Here is a 13121-nt window from a genome sequence, read left to right as displayed (position 1 = left end):
CGAGCATTTCACAGGTCGAAGATAGCTCACTTGTTAAAGTTATCAATCACATGATGAATTGGACTCCGGTTTTGGGGTCCTTTTCTCATTTCCGGAGGAATGAACATGTTGTATGCCATCCCAAGCGGCGGATGCTTTTGTCCGATTTTGCCGCCTTTTGGTTACGGAACCGGCTTGATCGAGGAGGGAGAAACCGTGCCATCGTTGGAGTTGATATCCAAAGAGAAAAACGGATTTGGCGACACGTATTATTACATCCGCGACTCAAACGGGGTGACCAGTCAAGTTCATGAAGGCGATTTAGACGCATTCATGAAAAAGAAAGGCGTTACGAAGTTGAAGGAAGGCAGAGCTTATACGTACCCCAAAAAGAGGGGTAAGGCACGATGAACAATATACCCATCGGACGCTGCCTGGATTTCCAAAAGGAGCCGCGGCAATGAGCTATGTAAACAAGGAACAGATCGAACGTGCCAAAAGACTGGACCTGCTCACATATTTGCATATGCACGAGCCGGCAGAACTGGTTCGATGCTCTCGCAATGTCTACACCACCCGGTCACACGACAGCTTGAAAATTTCCAACGGCAAATGGTACTGGTGGTCAAGGGGGATCGGCGGACGCTCGGCGCTGGACTATTTGATCAAAGTGCGGGGCATGTCTTTTCCCGATGCGGTGCTGCAAATTGAAGGCGTTCATCCAGGCAGCGCACCTGCATTTTCGCAATCTTTGCAACAACGCTCATCTCCAGCGCGGTTTGAGCTTCCCGAACCGAATCATACATCGCATCGCGTCATGGCCTATCTCAGCAAACGTGGTATCCATCGCACGTTGATCGACTACTGTCTCGAAACGGGGCGTTTGTATGAAAGCCGCCGCTATCACAACGCGGTATTCGTCGGTTTCGATCAGCAAGGAACGCCGCGCTATGCGGCGATACGCGGTACGACAAGCACTCGTTATATGGGGGAAGCCGCTGGAAGCGACAAGCGGTATTCATTTTCCATTCCGGCCTCGGAAAACAGTACGGAACTGCATCTGTTTGAGAGCGCCATTGATCTCTTATCCTACTGTACGCTGAAACATCTCGCCGGCCGGGATTGGCGGCAGGCGCATAAGCTGTCGCTGGCCGGAATATACAGGCCCAGGACAAATGGGGAGGACTCTACTCCCCCGTCTGCCCTAACGCATTACTTGCAGTGCTTTCCCCAAGTAAATCGACTTGTTCTGCACCTGGATAATGATGAGCCGGGGCGATTGGCGGCAGCCACGATACAGAGGCTCCTCTCCCCCGCCCTTCTCATATCCGATGAGCCGCCTAAGTTCGGAAAGGATGTAAACAACGAATTGATGGAATTCCGAAGAAGACGCGGTGAACCATCCCGATAGCGGTAGACGCTGAACGGTTGGTGTCTTTTTTTATGGGTTACGGAAAATTTTCGCAGCATGTGGATAAGATGTGAATAGATTGAGGATAAGCGCAACTGCATTGATTGTATAGCATGTAATAGGTATAATAAAATCAATATACAGCTATCAAGGAGTGACCAAGATGATTATCAAGCCTTCCGCCAGTATCCGGCAAAACTATAATGAAATCGCCGATCTATGCAAATCGTCCGGGGAACCGGTGTATCTGACCAAGAACGGTGAAGGCGATCTCGTCGTGATGGACATTGAGACGTTTTCCCGTCGCGAGAAGATGTTAAAGCTGCGCGAAGAACTGCTCGCTGTGCAAGAGGATCGTTTGGCGGGCCGTGTTGGTGTGACGCCGGATGAACTGGACGCTTACCTGGAGGGCATTATAGACGAGGTTCAGCATGGAAAAGATGCCCCGTTATAAGATCATCGTTTCCGATCGCGCCCGCCAAATGCTGGCGGTTCATGTGCGATTCCTTGCGGAAAAAAATCCGGATGCGGCGCGAAAAACGAAAAACGAATTGCTGCAAGCGATACGTTCCTTGGCGAAAATGCCGGAACGCTATCCTTTTCTGGAAGCTGAATTTATTCCGTCAAACAAGTATCACAAGATGTTCGTGGAAAAATGGTATCTGGTGTTGTATCAGATTCAGGATGAAATCGTGTATGTCGATTTCATTGTAGACTGCCGCCAGGATTACCGCTGGTTGGTGCGATAACAAAAAAGTTCTGAGGAAGACGCTGAGCGAATCGGCGTCTTTTTGTGTTTTTGGGGTCCTCTCTTTTTCCCGGCAGGTGCTTGAAGGCGACGCGAGACGGATGTCTCGTGTTGCAGCAAGCACTGAATTTGGATATCCAAATTCGCTTGTTAGTGGCACAGCCCCTAAGACCCCGTTCGCACGATGCAATTGTTTGATGCTCGATTTGATCCGCGGCGATGAGATTTTCTGTCGGAAGCTCATGTTCGGAAAGGGGTGATGCAAATGAGGAAACGACCAATCTCTTTTCTGGTTCGCTTAAATGAAAGCGAGCATGCTCGCCTTATGACAGAAGTGAAAAAAACGGGACTTTCTCGGGAAGCGTACATTCGGGCATTGATCAATGGGTATATTCCCAAACCGCTACCGCCCCTGGATTATTACGCGATGATGCGTGAACTGAACGCTATTGGGAATAACCTGAATCAACTCACTGTGAAGGCCCATACGACTGGACATCTGGAACGGGCTGCATTTCAGGTGGAAGCCGACCGCTTACGTCACGCAGTCCAGCAGATTCAACAGGCTGTAACCGAACCGGAACGAAGACCACCAGTGCATCCAAATGTGCATCCGCCGTAAGGGGGGGGGATTTCACGTGGCAACGACCGCAATCTGGGGGGTGACCGACAGGCTTAAGCGGGTGCTGGATTACGCCGCAAATCCTGACAAGACAGCAGAACGTAGCGAAGGTGGTTTGGAGCAGGTACTCGCTTATACACAGGCGGATGCCAAAACGGAGAAGCAACTATATGTCAGCGGTGTCAACTGCGATCCGTTAACGGCTTATGAGCAGATGCAGCGGACGAAGCGGCGGTTTTTTAAGACGGACGGCATTTTGGCCTTTCACGCCTATCAAGCGTTTGCGCCGGGGGAGACAACGCCGCAAATCGCTCATACCATCGGTGTTAAGTTAGCGCAGGAGTTGTGGGGGGAGCGCTTTGAAGTCGTCGTATCGACCCATTTGGATAAACAGCATGTGCACAATCACTTTGTGTTAAACTCGGTCTCCTTTGTGGATGGGAAACGGTATTACGACAACAAAGCTTCCTATGCTCTGCTGAGGCAGACATCCGACCGGCTTTGCCAGGAACATGCGCTATCGGTGATTGAGCATCCCGAACCGAGCAAAGCCAAGCATTATGGAGAATGGAAAGCGGAACGTGAGCGAAAGCCAACATGGAGAGGGCTAATCCGGCAGGACATCGATCAGGCTATTGCATCTTCCATGACGATGACACAGTTTTTTGCCCATTTACAAAAGCAAGGTTATGAGCTAAAAACGGCGGTTAAACATATGGCGATACGGCCGCCTGGAAAGACACGCTTTGTCCGTTTGCGCAGTCTAGGCGATGGCTATACCGAGGAAGCGATCAAGCAGCGAATATTGCGAAACCGAATACCTGAACGGGAAAGGCCATCCCATGTCCGCAGACGACGTGCCATGTGTAAGAGCCATGTTCGGTCTGGTCGCAAATTGCGCGGCTTGCAAGCTTTATATATCCGCTACTTGTTTGAAATGGGTGTGCTTCCTAGAAAACGAAAGCCTGTCAAAAAGCCATCCTTTAGACTTCGGGAGGATTTGAGACACTTGTCGGTATTGATGGAGCAAACCAAGCTGCTATGCAAGTATCGCCTCACCCATCAAGAGGAGCTTCTCGCTTTCCGTGACAGGTTGGAGGAACAGATCCAATCCCTGCACCTGAAGCGCAAGTCGTTGTACAACCGAATTCGCCGCTGCAAGGATGCTGGCCAGCGAGAACAATACAAAACGCAAATTGCTGTTTGTTCTAAACGGCTTGCCTCGCTTCGAAAGGAGGTGAAGCTGGTTCAAGGCATTTTGGAGCGATCAGGAGAATTACGAGAGACGTTAAACAGAAGTGGCGCACAGGATCGAAAGGAGGAAATTTTCGATGAGTACCGAAACGGAAGCCGCCAATCAGGTTGTCAACATGAGCTTGAAAAGCATCGAAGTCATGGCCAAGATTTCCGGCGAAGGCGCTAAGCATTTGGCGGTATATTTGTTTGCGGCCTTGCAAGGACAAAAACGAACAAAGGGCAGCATCCGGTTGGAGAGTTTGCTGCGCAGTGGGAAAGAATTAAAGGTATTTGCGGTCAAGAACGAAGACCTGGCAACCTTCTGCAAGGAAGCCAAGCGGTATGGCGTGTTGTACTGTGCTTTGCGCGACAAAAAGAACGTGGACGGGATGTGCGATGTGATGGTCCGGGCGGAGGATGCGTCCAAAATCAATCGGATCGTGGAGCGTTTCCACTTGGCCACTGTGGATACCGCCAAAATTAAGAGTGAAATTGAAAAATCCAATGGAATGTCCGAAGCTCCTGCTGTGGAACAAGGACATGAACCAGGTCACGAGCAAGTTCAGGAACAAGAGCTGTCGAAGGAAATCGCAGAAGAAAGGAATACGGACGACTTGTTGGATGAATTGATGGGAAAGTCCGAACTGCCGGAGCCGACTCCATCGGAGGACGACCATTCAACAGCGGAGAAGGAACCGGCGGAAACGTCCCATCCGTCCGAGAATACCTTCGAGCGCAACGAGGTTACCGCAAGGGATACTGATCCACCTTCTCGTCAAGAGCCGGAGCGAGTGTCCGTCCGTCAATTATTGCGGGAAATACGCGAAGAGAACCGGCAGCAAAGGATATGGGAGAAAGACAGACAGCCGCGGGAACAAGCGGAACCGTTGCCGTCTCGAAAGGAGCGGATAGCCGCCGATAAACAACAAGCCAACAAAGCAAAAGGACGAAAGCGAGGGAAAGCCAAATGAGCGAACTGGATGATTTATTCCGACAGGATGCTGCGGCTTCCTCTTCTTTCCGTACAACCGAACCATCCTTCGATAAAGAAGCATGGGTGCAAAAGAAACAGGAGCTGCGGCAATGGACATATGATACGATTGATGCCACCACCTTGTCGGTGATGCAGAACGGTGAGGCGTTCCAGCAATATTTGGATGTCCAGAGCCGCTTTGACCGCTATAGCGTGGCCAATGCGTTGCTGATTCTGGCGCAGCGGCCAAACGCGACTCGCATTGCCGATTTTGACACATGGAAGGAACAAGGGGTATTCATTCGTCGAAAGGAAACAGGGTTTTACATTCTGGAACCGGACGAAACCTATCAAAAGCAGGATGGCAGCACCGGTATCAGCTACAATCCGAAAAAGATGTTTGATATTGCGCAAACGACCGCCGCGTTGAAACGGGAAGAACCGGCATTCCCGGATGATCGCGCCCGTATTAAAGCGTTAATTGACCTCGCCCCTGTTCCGATTGGCATTGGTGATGCGTTGCCATCGGTAAAGCACGCGTTCTATCAGCCAGATACAAAAAACATTACCATTCGTCGCGGGCTTGAGGCCGGCGATATTTTTCGAGCGCTTGCCCAAGAACTGACACATGCTGAACTGGATCGTGGCGATGGACGGTACAACCGCTCAGATAACGAGTTTGTTGCCTACTCCGCTTCTTATATGTTGTGCAGGCAATTTGGTGTTGCAACCGACACCTTCCGCTTTGATCGAGCGCCGGAGAAGTGGAACGGGTTGGAACCGCAGCAAGTTCGTGCCGAGTTGACGCTCATGAAGGAAGCTTTTCAACAAACATCCCAGAGAATGAACCGGAACCTGTCACAACAGCGCCAGCCTAAACGATACGATCCGGTTCGCTAAGTTTTGTCTGGAGGGAGTGCTATGAAAAAACAGGAACGAATCTTGTCTTTGAATCATTATGAGCACGGGATAGTCGTCCATGCGCTGAATGCGTTACGAAATGACTTAATCGGTGAGAAACGACCGACGGATGCCGTGGATGATTTATTGTTAAAAATGATTGATGCCCCACTTCTAAATAAAAAGCGCTGGAGGCATTATGAAACGCGATGAAGCCGCAAGGAGTAATTTGATACTCTTTGCGGCTTTTTTTATTCCCGTCATCTGGTTGGCACTGTTGGTTGCTCCCGCATGGTCAGAAGGATTGCCGAGTATGTTGGTCCATCTCAGCACGGCGATGCGCCAGCCGCTTAACATAGAGTGGGTGGACGATACGCCCCGCTGCTTGTTGATTTTTGCGCTGATCTATGGGCTTTGCGCTGGGGTTTATTTGGCGACACCACGGAATTATCGTCGGCGGGAAGAGCACGGCAGCGCCCGCTGGGGCCGAGCGAAAACCGTCAATGCCAAGTATCGAGACAGACGGACGGAACAAAACAAAATTTTGACGCAGCGGGTCAAAATCGGTCTGGATGGCCGCAAGCATCGCCGGAACCTGAACGTGTTGGTTGTCGGCGGCTCCGGCGCGGGCAAAACACGGTTCTATGCTAAGCCGAATGTGATGCAAGCCTCGACCTCTTATGTCGTTCTGGACCCAAAGGGGGAAATATTGCGGGACACCGGTCATCTGCTTAAAGCCAAAGGCTATGACATCAAAGTGCTGGACCTGATTCACCCGCATCGTTCGCATGGCTATAACCCGTTTGTCTATTTGCAGGACGACAAGGATGTCTTGAAATTGGTGACCAACCTGATTCGCAATACGACACCCAAAAACAGCAACACGAACGATCCCTTCTGGGAGCGTTCGGAAACAGCGCTGCTGGAGGCGCTTATGTTGTACTTGCTTTATGAAGCGCCGCCGGAGGAACAAAACTTTCCGATGATTATGGAAATGATCGCCGCGGCGGAAGTGCGGGAGGAAGATGAGACCTATCAGAGTCCGCTGGACGAGTTGTTCGAGCGGTTGGAGATGCGCGACCCGGAGCATTTGGCGGTCAAACAGTACAACATTTTCAAATTGGCTGCCGGAAAAACGGCCAAATCCATTTTGATCGGGCTTGGCGTACGGCTGGAGAAGTTTAATCTGACCAGCATCGCGGGCATGAGTACGGTGGATGAATTGGACTTGCCCCGCATGGGTACGAAAAAAACTGCCTTGTTTGCCGTCATCCCCGACAACGACAGCAGCTTTAACTTCATCGTCGGCATGCTGTACACGCAGCTTTTTCAATCGCTCATGTATGAAGCGGATTACCGGCATGGTGGGAGGCTGCCTACGCATGTTCATTTTGTAATGGACGAGTTTGCCAATGTGGCGTTGCCAGATGAATTTGACAAGCTGCTGTCGACCATGCGGAGTCGGGAAATTTCGGTGTCGATTATCCTTCAAAACCTGGCGCAACTTAAAGCGTTGTACAAGGATGCCTGGGAGTCGATTGTCGGCAACTGCGATGTGTTTTTGTACTTGGGAGGCAATGAACAATCCACACACAAATATGTGTCGGAACTGCTCGGCAAGGAAACGATTGACACCAACACCTATGGTGAGAGCAAGGGGCGCAGCGGTAACTATTCGATCAATTACCAGCATTCGGGAAGAGAATTGTTGACCCCGGACGAAGTGCGGATGTTGGATAACCGCTATGCCCTGCTCTTTATTCGTGGAGAACGACCGATACAGGATGACAAGTATGATTTGCTGCGGCATCCGAACATCGAGCTTACAACGGATGGTCAGGCTTCGCCGTTCCAGCATGGAGGTACGGATTATGCCATCGACTGGTTATCGGTGCAGCTTCATGAAGACGGAGATTACGAGCTGTTGGCAGAGGATGAAGTGGAGTCATTATTTTTAGGAAAGGAATGATGAACGTGAAACATCGATGGAAACGATGGATGACGCTGTACATGGTTTGCGTGCTGGTGGGGAGCTTTGCTACACCTGCATACGCGAATGATCCGATGACTACCGTGAATAATTTGTCTGATTTTATTTTTGGCCTGATCCGGGCTGTGGGCATGATTATTTTGGGTTTTGGCATTGTGCAGATTGGTTTGTCTTTCAAGTCTCACGACCCTACCCAAAGAGCTAACGGGTTCTTAACACTCGCCGGTGGCGTGGTCATTACCTTTACGAAGGAAATTCTCAACCTGATTGCCGGATAAGTACGGGTATTCGCATTCGGGGAATAAGCCAGCGGTTTGTTCCCCGAATCTGGGGGGAGGGTGAATGTGTCTAAGAACAGTTGGATCATCGACAATCTCGAAAATGCATTAGAGACCTGGAATGATAAAATGTCGGAGATTTGGGAGTTGGTCACCGAGTCGCCGGCGGATTTTAAAGGCGGTGGTATATGGCGCGTCATCTTAGATATTCACGGTGCGTTGCAAGCTACGGGATTGGCCTTGCTGGTATTGTTTTTTGTGATTGGCGTGATGAAAACGACCGGTAACTTTGCGGAAATGAAACGACCGGAGGTTGCCGTGAAGTTATTTGTTCGATTTATTTTGGCCAAGGCGGCGGTCACGTATGGTCTGGAATTGATGATGGCGCTATTTTCGATTGTACAGGGCATCATTGCCGCCATGATTGGCCGGTCGGGATTTGGTTCATCGGACATGATGACACTGCCGGATACGATTGTCCAAGCGATTCAAGATGTGGGCTTCTGGCAAAGCATTCCGCTGTGGGTGGTAACGCTGCTAGGCAGCCTGTTCATCACCGTTTTATCGTTTATTATGATTCTCTCTGTTTACGGCCGTTTTTTTCGTCTCTATATTTACACAGCCATTGCTCCTGTCCCCCTCTCATCGTTTGCTGGGGAGCCGACCCAATCCATCGGCAGGTCCTTTTTAAAGGGATATGCCGCCGTTTGTTTAGAAGGGGCGATCATTGTGCTGGCTTGCATTGTTTTTTCGGCATTTGCTACCGCGCCATCGGTCGTGAACGAAGGCGCACAGGCGGTGACCATGGTCTGGACGTACATTGGCGAACTGATTTTCAACATGCTGGTTCTCGTCGGCATGGTGAAAATGGCGGATCGGATCGTGCGGGAGATGATGGGGCTGTAATCGAAGGCATGCTGACGGGAGGGAAGGCAGTTCGGGGAGTATTACCGGATGGCTGCCAAAAAGAGCCTCAAAAGCGCCAGGGCATCGTTTCGTTGCTTTTCAGTACATTGGTTTAGTGCAGCTAAAATCAGTTCGGTATCATTGCTTTTGCTATTTGTCTCTTGCTCCAGCAACAACTCATTTGGGGATAGTTTCAGCAGGGTACAAATACGAAGCATGGTTTCAATGGACATGCCGGCTTGTCCGCGTTCAATATCGGCACAGAATCTGGGGACTCTCCCAATATACTCGGCCATTTGTTCTCGCGAGATATCCAAAGCTTCTCGCTGTTTCCGAATGCGCTGACCTACCTTCTTTCTATCGTACACACTCATCATTGGTCACCCCTTTACAATCAGGTTCAGTTTATAACTCCTATTATGGAGGAGCACATAATTGACTGAAATGAGTTTAAAAAGTACTATCAGGGTAGTTTTTCCGATGACAACATGCTAATGCTTCATGATAGAGTTGCACACAGAATGAGGAAGAGGAGTGCAAATGAGTGGATGATCTAGTAAGAAAACTGGAGAAAGAGAGGCAAAAATTAAACGAGCTTGGCGAAAAGTCGTTGATGCAATCGATTCCTTTATCCGACAATCAAGAGGTTCAGGAACAGAGTAGGAGGGTAGACGAGTTGATGGTGCAATATCAACGAATGAAGGCCAAGGATAGGCAACCGATACGGTAAAAGAGGGATGAAAGGGGCAAGGTCATGGGATTTCCAACGTGGTTCCGAGGAGCCATTCAAAGGCGATTGGATGAGGTTTCGGCACAAATCGAACATCATCCAGAGCTGAAAAAAATTAGGGATGAAGAAGATGAGGCGTTTCACACTATATTTTCGGGGCTGATCATGGCTCAAACACCTGAGTTTGAAGACTGGGAGGACAAGTATATTCTCAAGCAAGCCATGATGAATGAACGGCTGTACATGCAGGGATTGACAGATGGCATACAACTTGCCACTGCTTTACTGAATCATTCCGCTTTGCCGCCACATGAAACGCCGGTTACATTCAGTCACGAAAAGGGCCAAGCGAAGGCGAAGCCGTAAGAACAGGAAGCAATTGGGAGGGATGACATGTGGAAGTGAAAATCAACCGGGAGATCCGGGAATATACGGAAAGCATCTTTTTTGGACTGTCCTTGCGACAGTTCTTTTTTTCTGTTTTGGCCGTAGGTGTGGCGATAGCGCTGTACTTTATGATGCGCAGTCGTTTCGGCATTGAGACACTCAGTTGGGTATGCGTCTTAGGTGCGGCCCCCTTCGCAGCCCTGGGCTTTATCCGGTACCACGGTATGAATGCCGAGCAATTGCTATGGGCGTATATCAAATCGGAATTTTTAATGCCGCGGCGCTTAGTCTTCCACTCGACGAACACGTATGCGGCGGCGTTAAGCAAGACCATAGAGCAGTATGAAAAAGGAATGAAGCGCCATGATTAAGACGTTAAGTCGTATCATCAAGCAGGATAAGGAACGATTTGTTATACCGAAAGGCGTACAACAAGTGATCCCGATTCGCTCTATTTGGGCGGACGGGATTTTTTTAGTTGGCAACAAGTTTTCCAAGACGTATCGCTTCGAGGACATCAATTATTCCGTCGCCTCCCGCGAAGATAAGGAAGCGATGTTCCTGTCGTATTCCGAATTGCTCAATTCCTTTGATAGCGGGGCGACAACGAAAATCACCATCCATAACCGGAGGCTGAATCGAGCGGATTTTGAAAGTTCGGTCTTCATTCCGCTTCAGCAAGATGAGCTGGACGAATATCGACAAGAGTATAATCAGATGCTGCTGGAAAAATCCGTTGGGGCCAACGGTACGATTCAAGAGAAGTATATAACGATATCCATTGCCAAACCCAATATCGAAGAAGCCCGGCATTATTTTTCTCGAGTTGGGACCGATCTGATCGCCCATTTTTCTCGTCTCGGCTCCAAATGTACGGAACTGAACGCCACTGAGCGGCTGCGTATTTTTCACCATTTCTTCCGCCAGGGAGAGGAAACGGACTTTCGTTTCGACTTGTCGGAAACGATGCGCAAAGGACATGATTTCAAAGATTATATTTGTCCGGATACGTTTGAGTTTGAAAAGGATCATTTTCGGATGGGGAAGCTTTATGGTCGGGTCATCTTCCTGCGTGAGTATGCCAGCTATATCAAGGACAGTATGGTATCCGAGCTTTGCGACCTGCACCGCAACCTATTTCTGTCCCTTGACATCATTCCGATACCAACGGATGAGGCGGTTCGCGAAATCGAAAACCGTTTGTTGGGCGTAGAGACGAATATTACGAACTGGCAGCGGCGGCAAAACAATAACAACAACTTCTCCGCCGTTATCCCGTATGACATGGAGCAGCAGCGAAAAGAGAGCAAGGAATTTCTGGATGACCTGACGACTCGCGACCAACGCATGATGTTTGGCTTATTGACGATGGTGCATGTGGCTGAAAGCAAGGAGCAACTCGACAACGATACCGAAGCGATATTGACGACGGCCCGCAAACATCTGTGTCAATTCTCGCCTCTTATGTACCAGCAGATGGACGGTCTAAATACCGTGTTGCCTTATGGTTTACGGAAAGTACATGCTTTGAGAACGTTGACGACAGAAAGCACAGCGGTGTTTATCCCGTTTCGGGCGCAGGAAATCATGCATGAAGGCGGTATTTACTACGGACAAAACGTCATCAGTAAAAATATGCTCATTGCCAATCGCAAGCAGTTGCTCAATGGAAACAGCTTTATTTTGGGGGTATCGGGCTCCGGAAAAAGCTTTACGGCAAAAAGAGAAATCGTCAATCAAATACTGGCCAGCGGCGATGACATTATTCTGATTGACCCGGAACGTGAATATTCCGCCCTAGTAGAAGCGCTAGGCGGAGAGACCATTCATATCTCGGCCACGTCACCTAATCATATCAATGCGATGGATATAAACCGGCAATACGGTGACGGAGCAAATCCGATCATTTTAAAATCCGAATTTGTTCTTTCGTTATGCGAGCAACTGATCGGCGGTTATCAGTTGGGAGCGAAGGAAAAGTCGATTATTGACCGTTGCACGGCCAGTGTGTATCGAAAATATCTGCAAAGCAATTACAAAGGGCAACCGCCTACCTTACAGGATTTTCGAGCGGAACTGCTCAAGCAATCCGAGCCGGAGGCGCAGGACATCGCGCTGGCGATTGAACTGTTTACCGCTGGCAGCTTGAATACGTTCGCCCAGCCGACTAACGTCAACGTTCATAACCGGCTGATCTGCTATGATATTTTGGATTTGGGCAAGCAACTGTTGCCGATTGGCATGCTGGTTGTATTGGACAGCATTCTGAATCGAATTACACAAAATCGCGCCAAGGGGAAAAACACGTTTATCTTCATCGATGAAATTTATCTGCTTTTCCAACACGAGTACAGCGCCAACTTTTTGTTCACGTTATGGAAACGTGTCCGAAAGTATGGCGCTTTTTGTACGGGGATTACGCAAAACGTGGATGATTTGTTGCAAAGTCATACGGCCCGAACGATGCTGGCCAATAGCGAATTTATCGTGATGCTGAATCAGGCCAGTACGGATCGCAAGGAGTTGGCGGAACTGCTTAATATTTCGGATCTCCAGCTTTCTTATATTACAAACGTCGATGCCGGGAATGGGCTGTTAAAGGTCGGCAGTTCTCTCGTGCCATTTACAGATAGCTTTCCACGGCATACAAAACTTTACCGTTTGATGACCACGAAGCCGGGAGAATCGCTGTAAACCCTTGGCAAGCGGCTGATGAGATGCTTCATCAGCTGCTTGCCAAGGTATGTAGATTCGACTGGTCACAGCCGTCTGAGACAAGTGGTACTTGCTGGCTAATTGAGTGATGGTTAATTGGAGATGGAAGTCATTCCGGCGTGCAGAAAAAGAATTGACCAGGGCTTAATATGAAGAGTAAAGGTATATTTTACTATTCTATCGCTAGCGCACGACTACAAGACTATTTAAATTACTCTAGTCCTACGACTGTCGGGTTAGTCTGTT

16 protein-coding genes are annotated in these 13121 nt (G+C 49.4%); 15 read left to right on the top strand and 1 reads right to left on the bottom strand.

Annotated elements, in window-relative coordinates; all coding sequences use genetic code 11:
- The first annotated feature begins 105 nt into the window (after window positions 1–105).
- The 12 genes from AC27IT_RS13280 (at window position 106) to AC27IT_RS13225 (ending at window position 9043) form a co-directional block, all read left to right on the top strand.
- Entirely contained in the window at window positions 106–390 is a 285-nt protein-coding gene (locus AC27IT_RS13280) for a hypothetical protein (protein WP_062410487.1), read from the top strand.
- A gap of 49 nt (window positions 391–439) precedes the next feature.
- On the top strand, window positions 440–1390 hold the full coding sequence (locus AC27IT_RS13275; RefSeq protein ID WP_283858648.1) for a DUF3991 and TOPRIM domain-containing protein: 951 nt from the start codon (window positions 440–442) through the stop codon (window positions 1388–1390).
- Window positions 1391–1553: 163 nt separating this feature from the next.
- Window positions 1554–1844, top strand: a complete 291-nt coding sequence (locus tag AC27IT_RS13270) for a type II toxin-antitoxin system Phd/YefM family antitoxin (RefSeq protein WP_036623502.1) — start codon at window positions 1554–1556, stop codon at window positions 1842–1844.
- Window positions 1822–2139: a type II toxin-antitoxin system RelE/ParE family toxin gene (locus AC27IT_RS13265; protein WP_124331898.1), complete on the top strand. Its 318-nt coding sequence runs from the start codon at window positions 1822–1824 to the stop codon at window positions 2137–2139. Before AC27IT_RS13270 ends, AC27IT_RS13265 begins: the two co-directional genes overlap by 23 nt.
- Before the next feature lie 264 nt (window positions 2140–2403).
- The gene (locus AC27IT_RS13260) at window positions 2404–2760 is read left to right on the top strand and encodes a plasmid mobilization protein (protein ID WP_036623498.1); all 357 of its coding nucleotides are present in this window, start codon (window positions 2404–2406) and stop codon (window positions 2758–2760) included.
- 16 nt (window positions 2761–2776) lie between these two features.
- On the top strand, window positions 2777–4183 hold the full coding sequence (locus AC27IT_RS13255) for a relaxase/mobilization nuclease domain-containing protein (RefSeq protein WP_036623496.1): 1407 nt from the start codon (window positions 2777–2779) through the stop codon (window positions 4181–4183).
- Window positions 4131–4967 carry a PcfB family protein gene (locus tag AC27IT_RS13250; protein WP_007130976.1) on the top strand — a complete coding sequence of 279 codons (837 nt, stop codon included), beginning with the start codon at window positions 4131–4133 and terminating at the stop codon, window positions 4965–4967. The genes AC27IT_RS13255 and AC27IT_RS13250 overlap by 53 nt, the downstream gene beginning before the upstream one ends.
- On the top strand, window positions 4964–5869 hold the full coding sequence (locus AC27IT_RS13245; protein WP_036623492.1) for a hypothetical protein: 906 nt from the start codon (window positions 4964–4966) through the stop codon (window positions 5867–5869). The genes AC27IT_RS13250 and AC27IT_RS13245 overlap by 4 nt, the downstream gene beginning before the upstream one ends.
- Before the next feature lie 21 nt (window positions 5870–5890).
- Window positions 5891–6082, top strand: a complete 192-nt coding sequence (locus tag AC27IT_RS13240) for a hypothetical protein (RefSeq protein ID WP_007130974.1) — start codon at window positions 5891–5893, stop codon at window positions 6080–6082.
- Window positions 6069–7838 carry a VirD4-like conjugal transfer protein, CD1115 family gene (locus tag AC27IT_RS13235; RefSeq protein ID WP_036623490.1) on the top strand — a complete coding sequence of 590 codons (1770 nt, stop codon included), beginning with the start codon at window positions 6069–6071 and terminating at the stop codon, window positions 7836–7838. The genes AC27IT_RS13240 and AC27IT_RS13235 overlap by 14 nt, the downstream gene beginning before the upstream one ends.
- Window positions 7838–8137, top strand: coding sequence for a glutamyl-tRNA amidotransferase (locus AC27IT_RS13230; RefSeq protein ID WP_036623488.1), 300 nt, complete (start codon window positions 7838–7840; stop codon window positions 8135–8137). Before AC27IT_RS13235 ends, AC27IT_RS13230 begins: the two co-directional genes overlap by 1 nt.
- 66 nt (window positions 8138–8203) lie before the next feature.
- On the top strand, window positions 8204–9043 hold the full coding sequence (locus tag AC27IT_RS13225; RefSeq protein WP_227872721.1) for a VirB6/TrbL-like conjugal transfer protein, CD1112 family: 840 nt from the start codon (window positions 8204–8206) through the stop codon (window positions 9041–9043).
- A 41-nt stretch (window positions 9044–9084) separates the two neighbouring features.
- Here AC27IT_RS13225 and AC27IT_RS13220 read toward each other — a convergent pair whose 3' ends face one another.
- Window positions 9085–9417 (bottom strand): helix-turn-helix domain-containing protein, encoded by a 333-nt coding sequence (locus AC27IT_RS13220; RefSeq protein ID WP_036623484.1) that lies wholly within the window; start codon window positions 9415–9417, stop codon window positions 9085–9087.
- A gap of 380 nt (window positions 9418–9797) precedes the next feature.
- On the opposite strand from AC27IT_RS13220, the gene AC27IT_RS13215 reads away from it, so the two are divergent.
- From AC27IT_RS13215 to AC27IT_RS13205, 3 genes are read left to right on the top strand one after another with little or no spacing between them, the layout of a single operon-like run.
- Window positions 9798–10139: a hypothetical protein gene (locus AC27IT_RS13215; protein WP_036623481.1), complete on the top strand. Its 342-nt coding sequence runs from the start codon at window positions 9798–9800 to the stop codon at window positions 10137–10139.
- A gap of 29 nt (window positions 10140–10168) precedes the next feature.
- The gene (locus AC27IT_RS13210) at window positions 10169–10531 is read left to right on the top strand and encodes a PrgI family protein (protein ID WP_010274537.1); all 363 of its coding nucleotides are present in this window, start codon (window positions 10169–10171) and stop codon (window positions 10529–10531) included.
- Window positions 10524–12854, top strand: coding sequence for a VirB4-like conjugal transfer ATPase, CD1110 family (locus AC27IT_RS13205; protein WP_036623477.1), 2331 nt, complete (start codon window positions 10524–10526; stop codon window positions 12852–12854). Before AC27IT_RS13210 ends, AC27IT_RS13205 begins: the two co-directional genes overlap by 8 nt.
- The last annotated feature ends 267 nt before the right edge of the window (window positions 12855–13121 follow it).

The sequence above is a fragment of the Brevibacillus sp. YAE8 genome, from assembly GCF_057543335.1.
The sequence above is the reverse complement of the archived record's forward strand: the minus strand, read 5'-3'. Positions and strand labels throughout refer to the sequence as shown.

Coding starts and splice junctions, on each gene's coding strand:
- AC27IT_RS13215 (WP_036623481.1), top strand. CDS start 9,798: ATGGGATTTCCAACGTGGTTCCGAGGAGCCATTCAAAGGCGATTGGAT.
- AC27IT_RS13235 (WP_036623490.1), top strand. CDS start 6,069: ATGAAACGCGATGAAGCCGCAAGGAGTAATTTGATACTCTTTGCGGCT.
- AC27IT_RS13270 (WP_036623502.1), top strand. CDS start 1,554: ATGATTATCAAGCCTTCCGCCAGTATCCGGCAAAACTATAATGAAATC.
- AC27IT_RS13245 (WP_036623492.1), top strand. CDS start 4,964: ATGAGCGAACTGGATGATTTATTCCGACAGGATGCTGCGGCTTCCTCT.
- AC27IT_RS13280 (WP_062410487.1), top strand. CDS start 106: ATGTTGTATGCCATCCCAAGCGGCGGATGCTTTTGTCCGATTTTGCCG.
- AC27IT_RS13275 (WP_283858648.1), top strand. CDS start 440: ATGAGCTATGTAAACAAGGAACAGATCGAACGTGCCAAAAGACTGGAC.
- AC27IT_RS13220 (WP_036623484.1), bottom strand. CDS start 9,417: ATGAGTGTGTACGATAGAAAGAAGGTAGGTCAGCGCATTCGGAAACAG.
- AC27IT_RS13205 (WP_036623477.1), top strand. CDS start 10,524: ATGATTAAGACGTTAAGTCGTATCATCAAGCAGGATAAGGAACGATTT.
- AC27IT_RS13260 (WP_036623498.1), top strand. CDS start 2,404: ATGAGGAAACGACCAATCTCTTTTCTGGTTCGCTTAAATGAAAGCGAG.
- AC27IT_RS13240 (WP_007130974.1), top strand. CDS start 5,891: ATGAAAAAACAGGAACGAATCTTGTCTTTGAATCATTATGAGCACGGG.
- AC27IT_RS13230 (WP_036623488.1), top strand. CDS start 7,838: ATGAACGTGAAACATCGATGGAAACGATGGATGACGCTGTACATGGTT.
- AC27IT_RS13250 (WP_007130976.1), top strand. CDS start 4,131: ATGAGCTTGAAAAGCATCGAAGTCATGGCCAAGATTTCCGGCGAAGGC.
- AC27IT_RS13265 (WP_124331898.1), top strand. CDS start 1,822: ATGGAAAAGATGCCCCGTTATAAGATCATCGTTTCCGATCGCGCCCGC.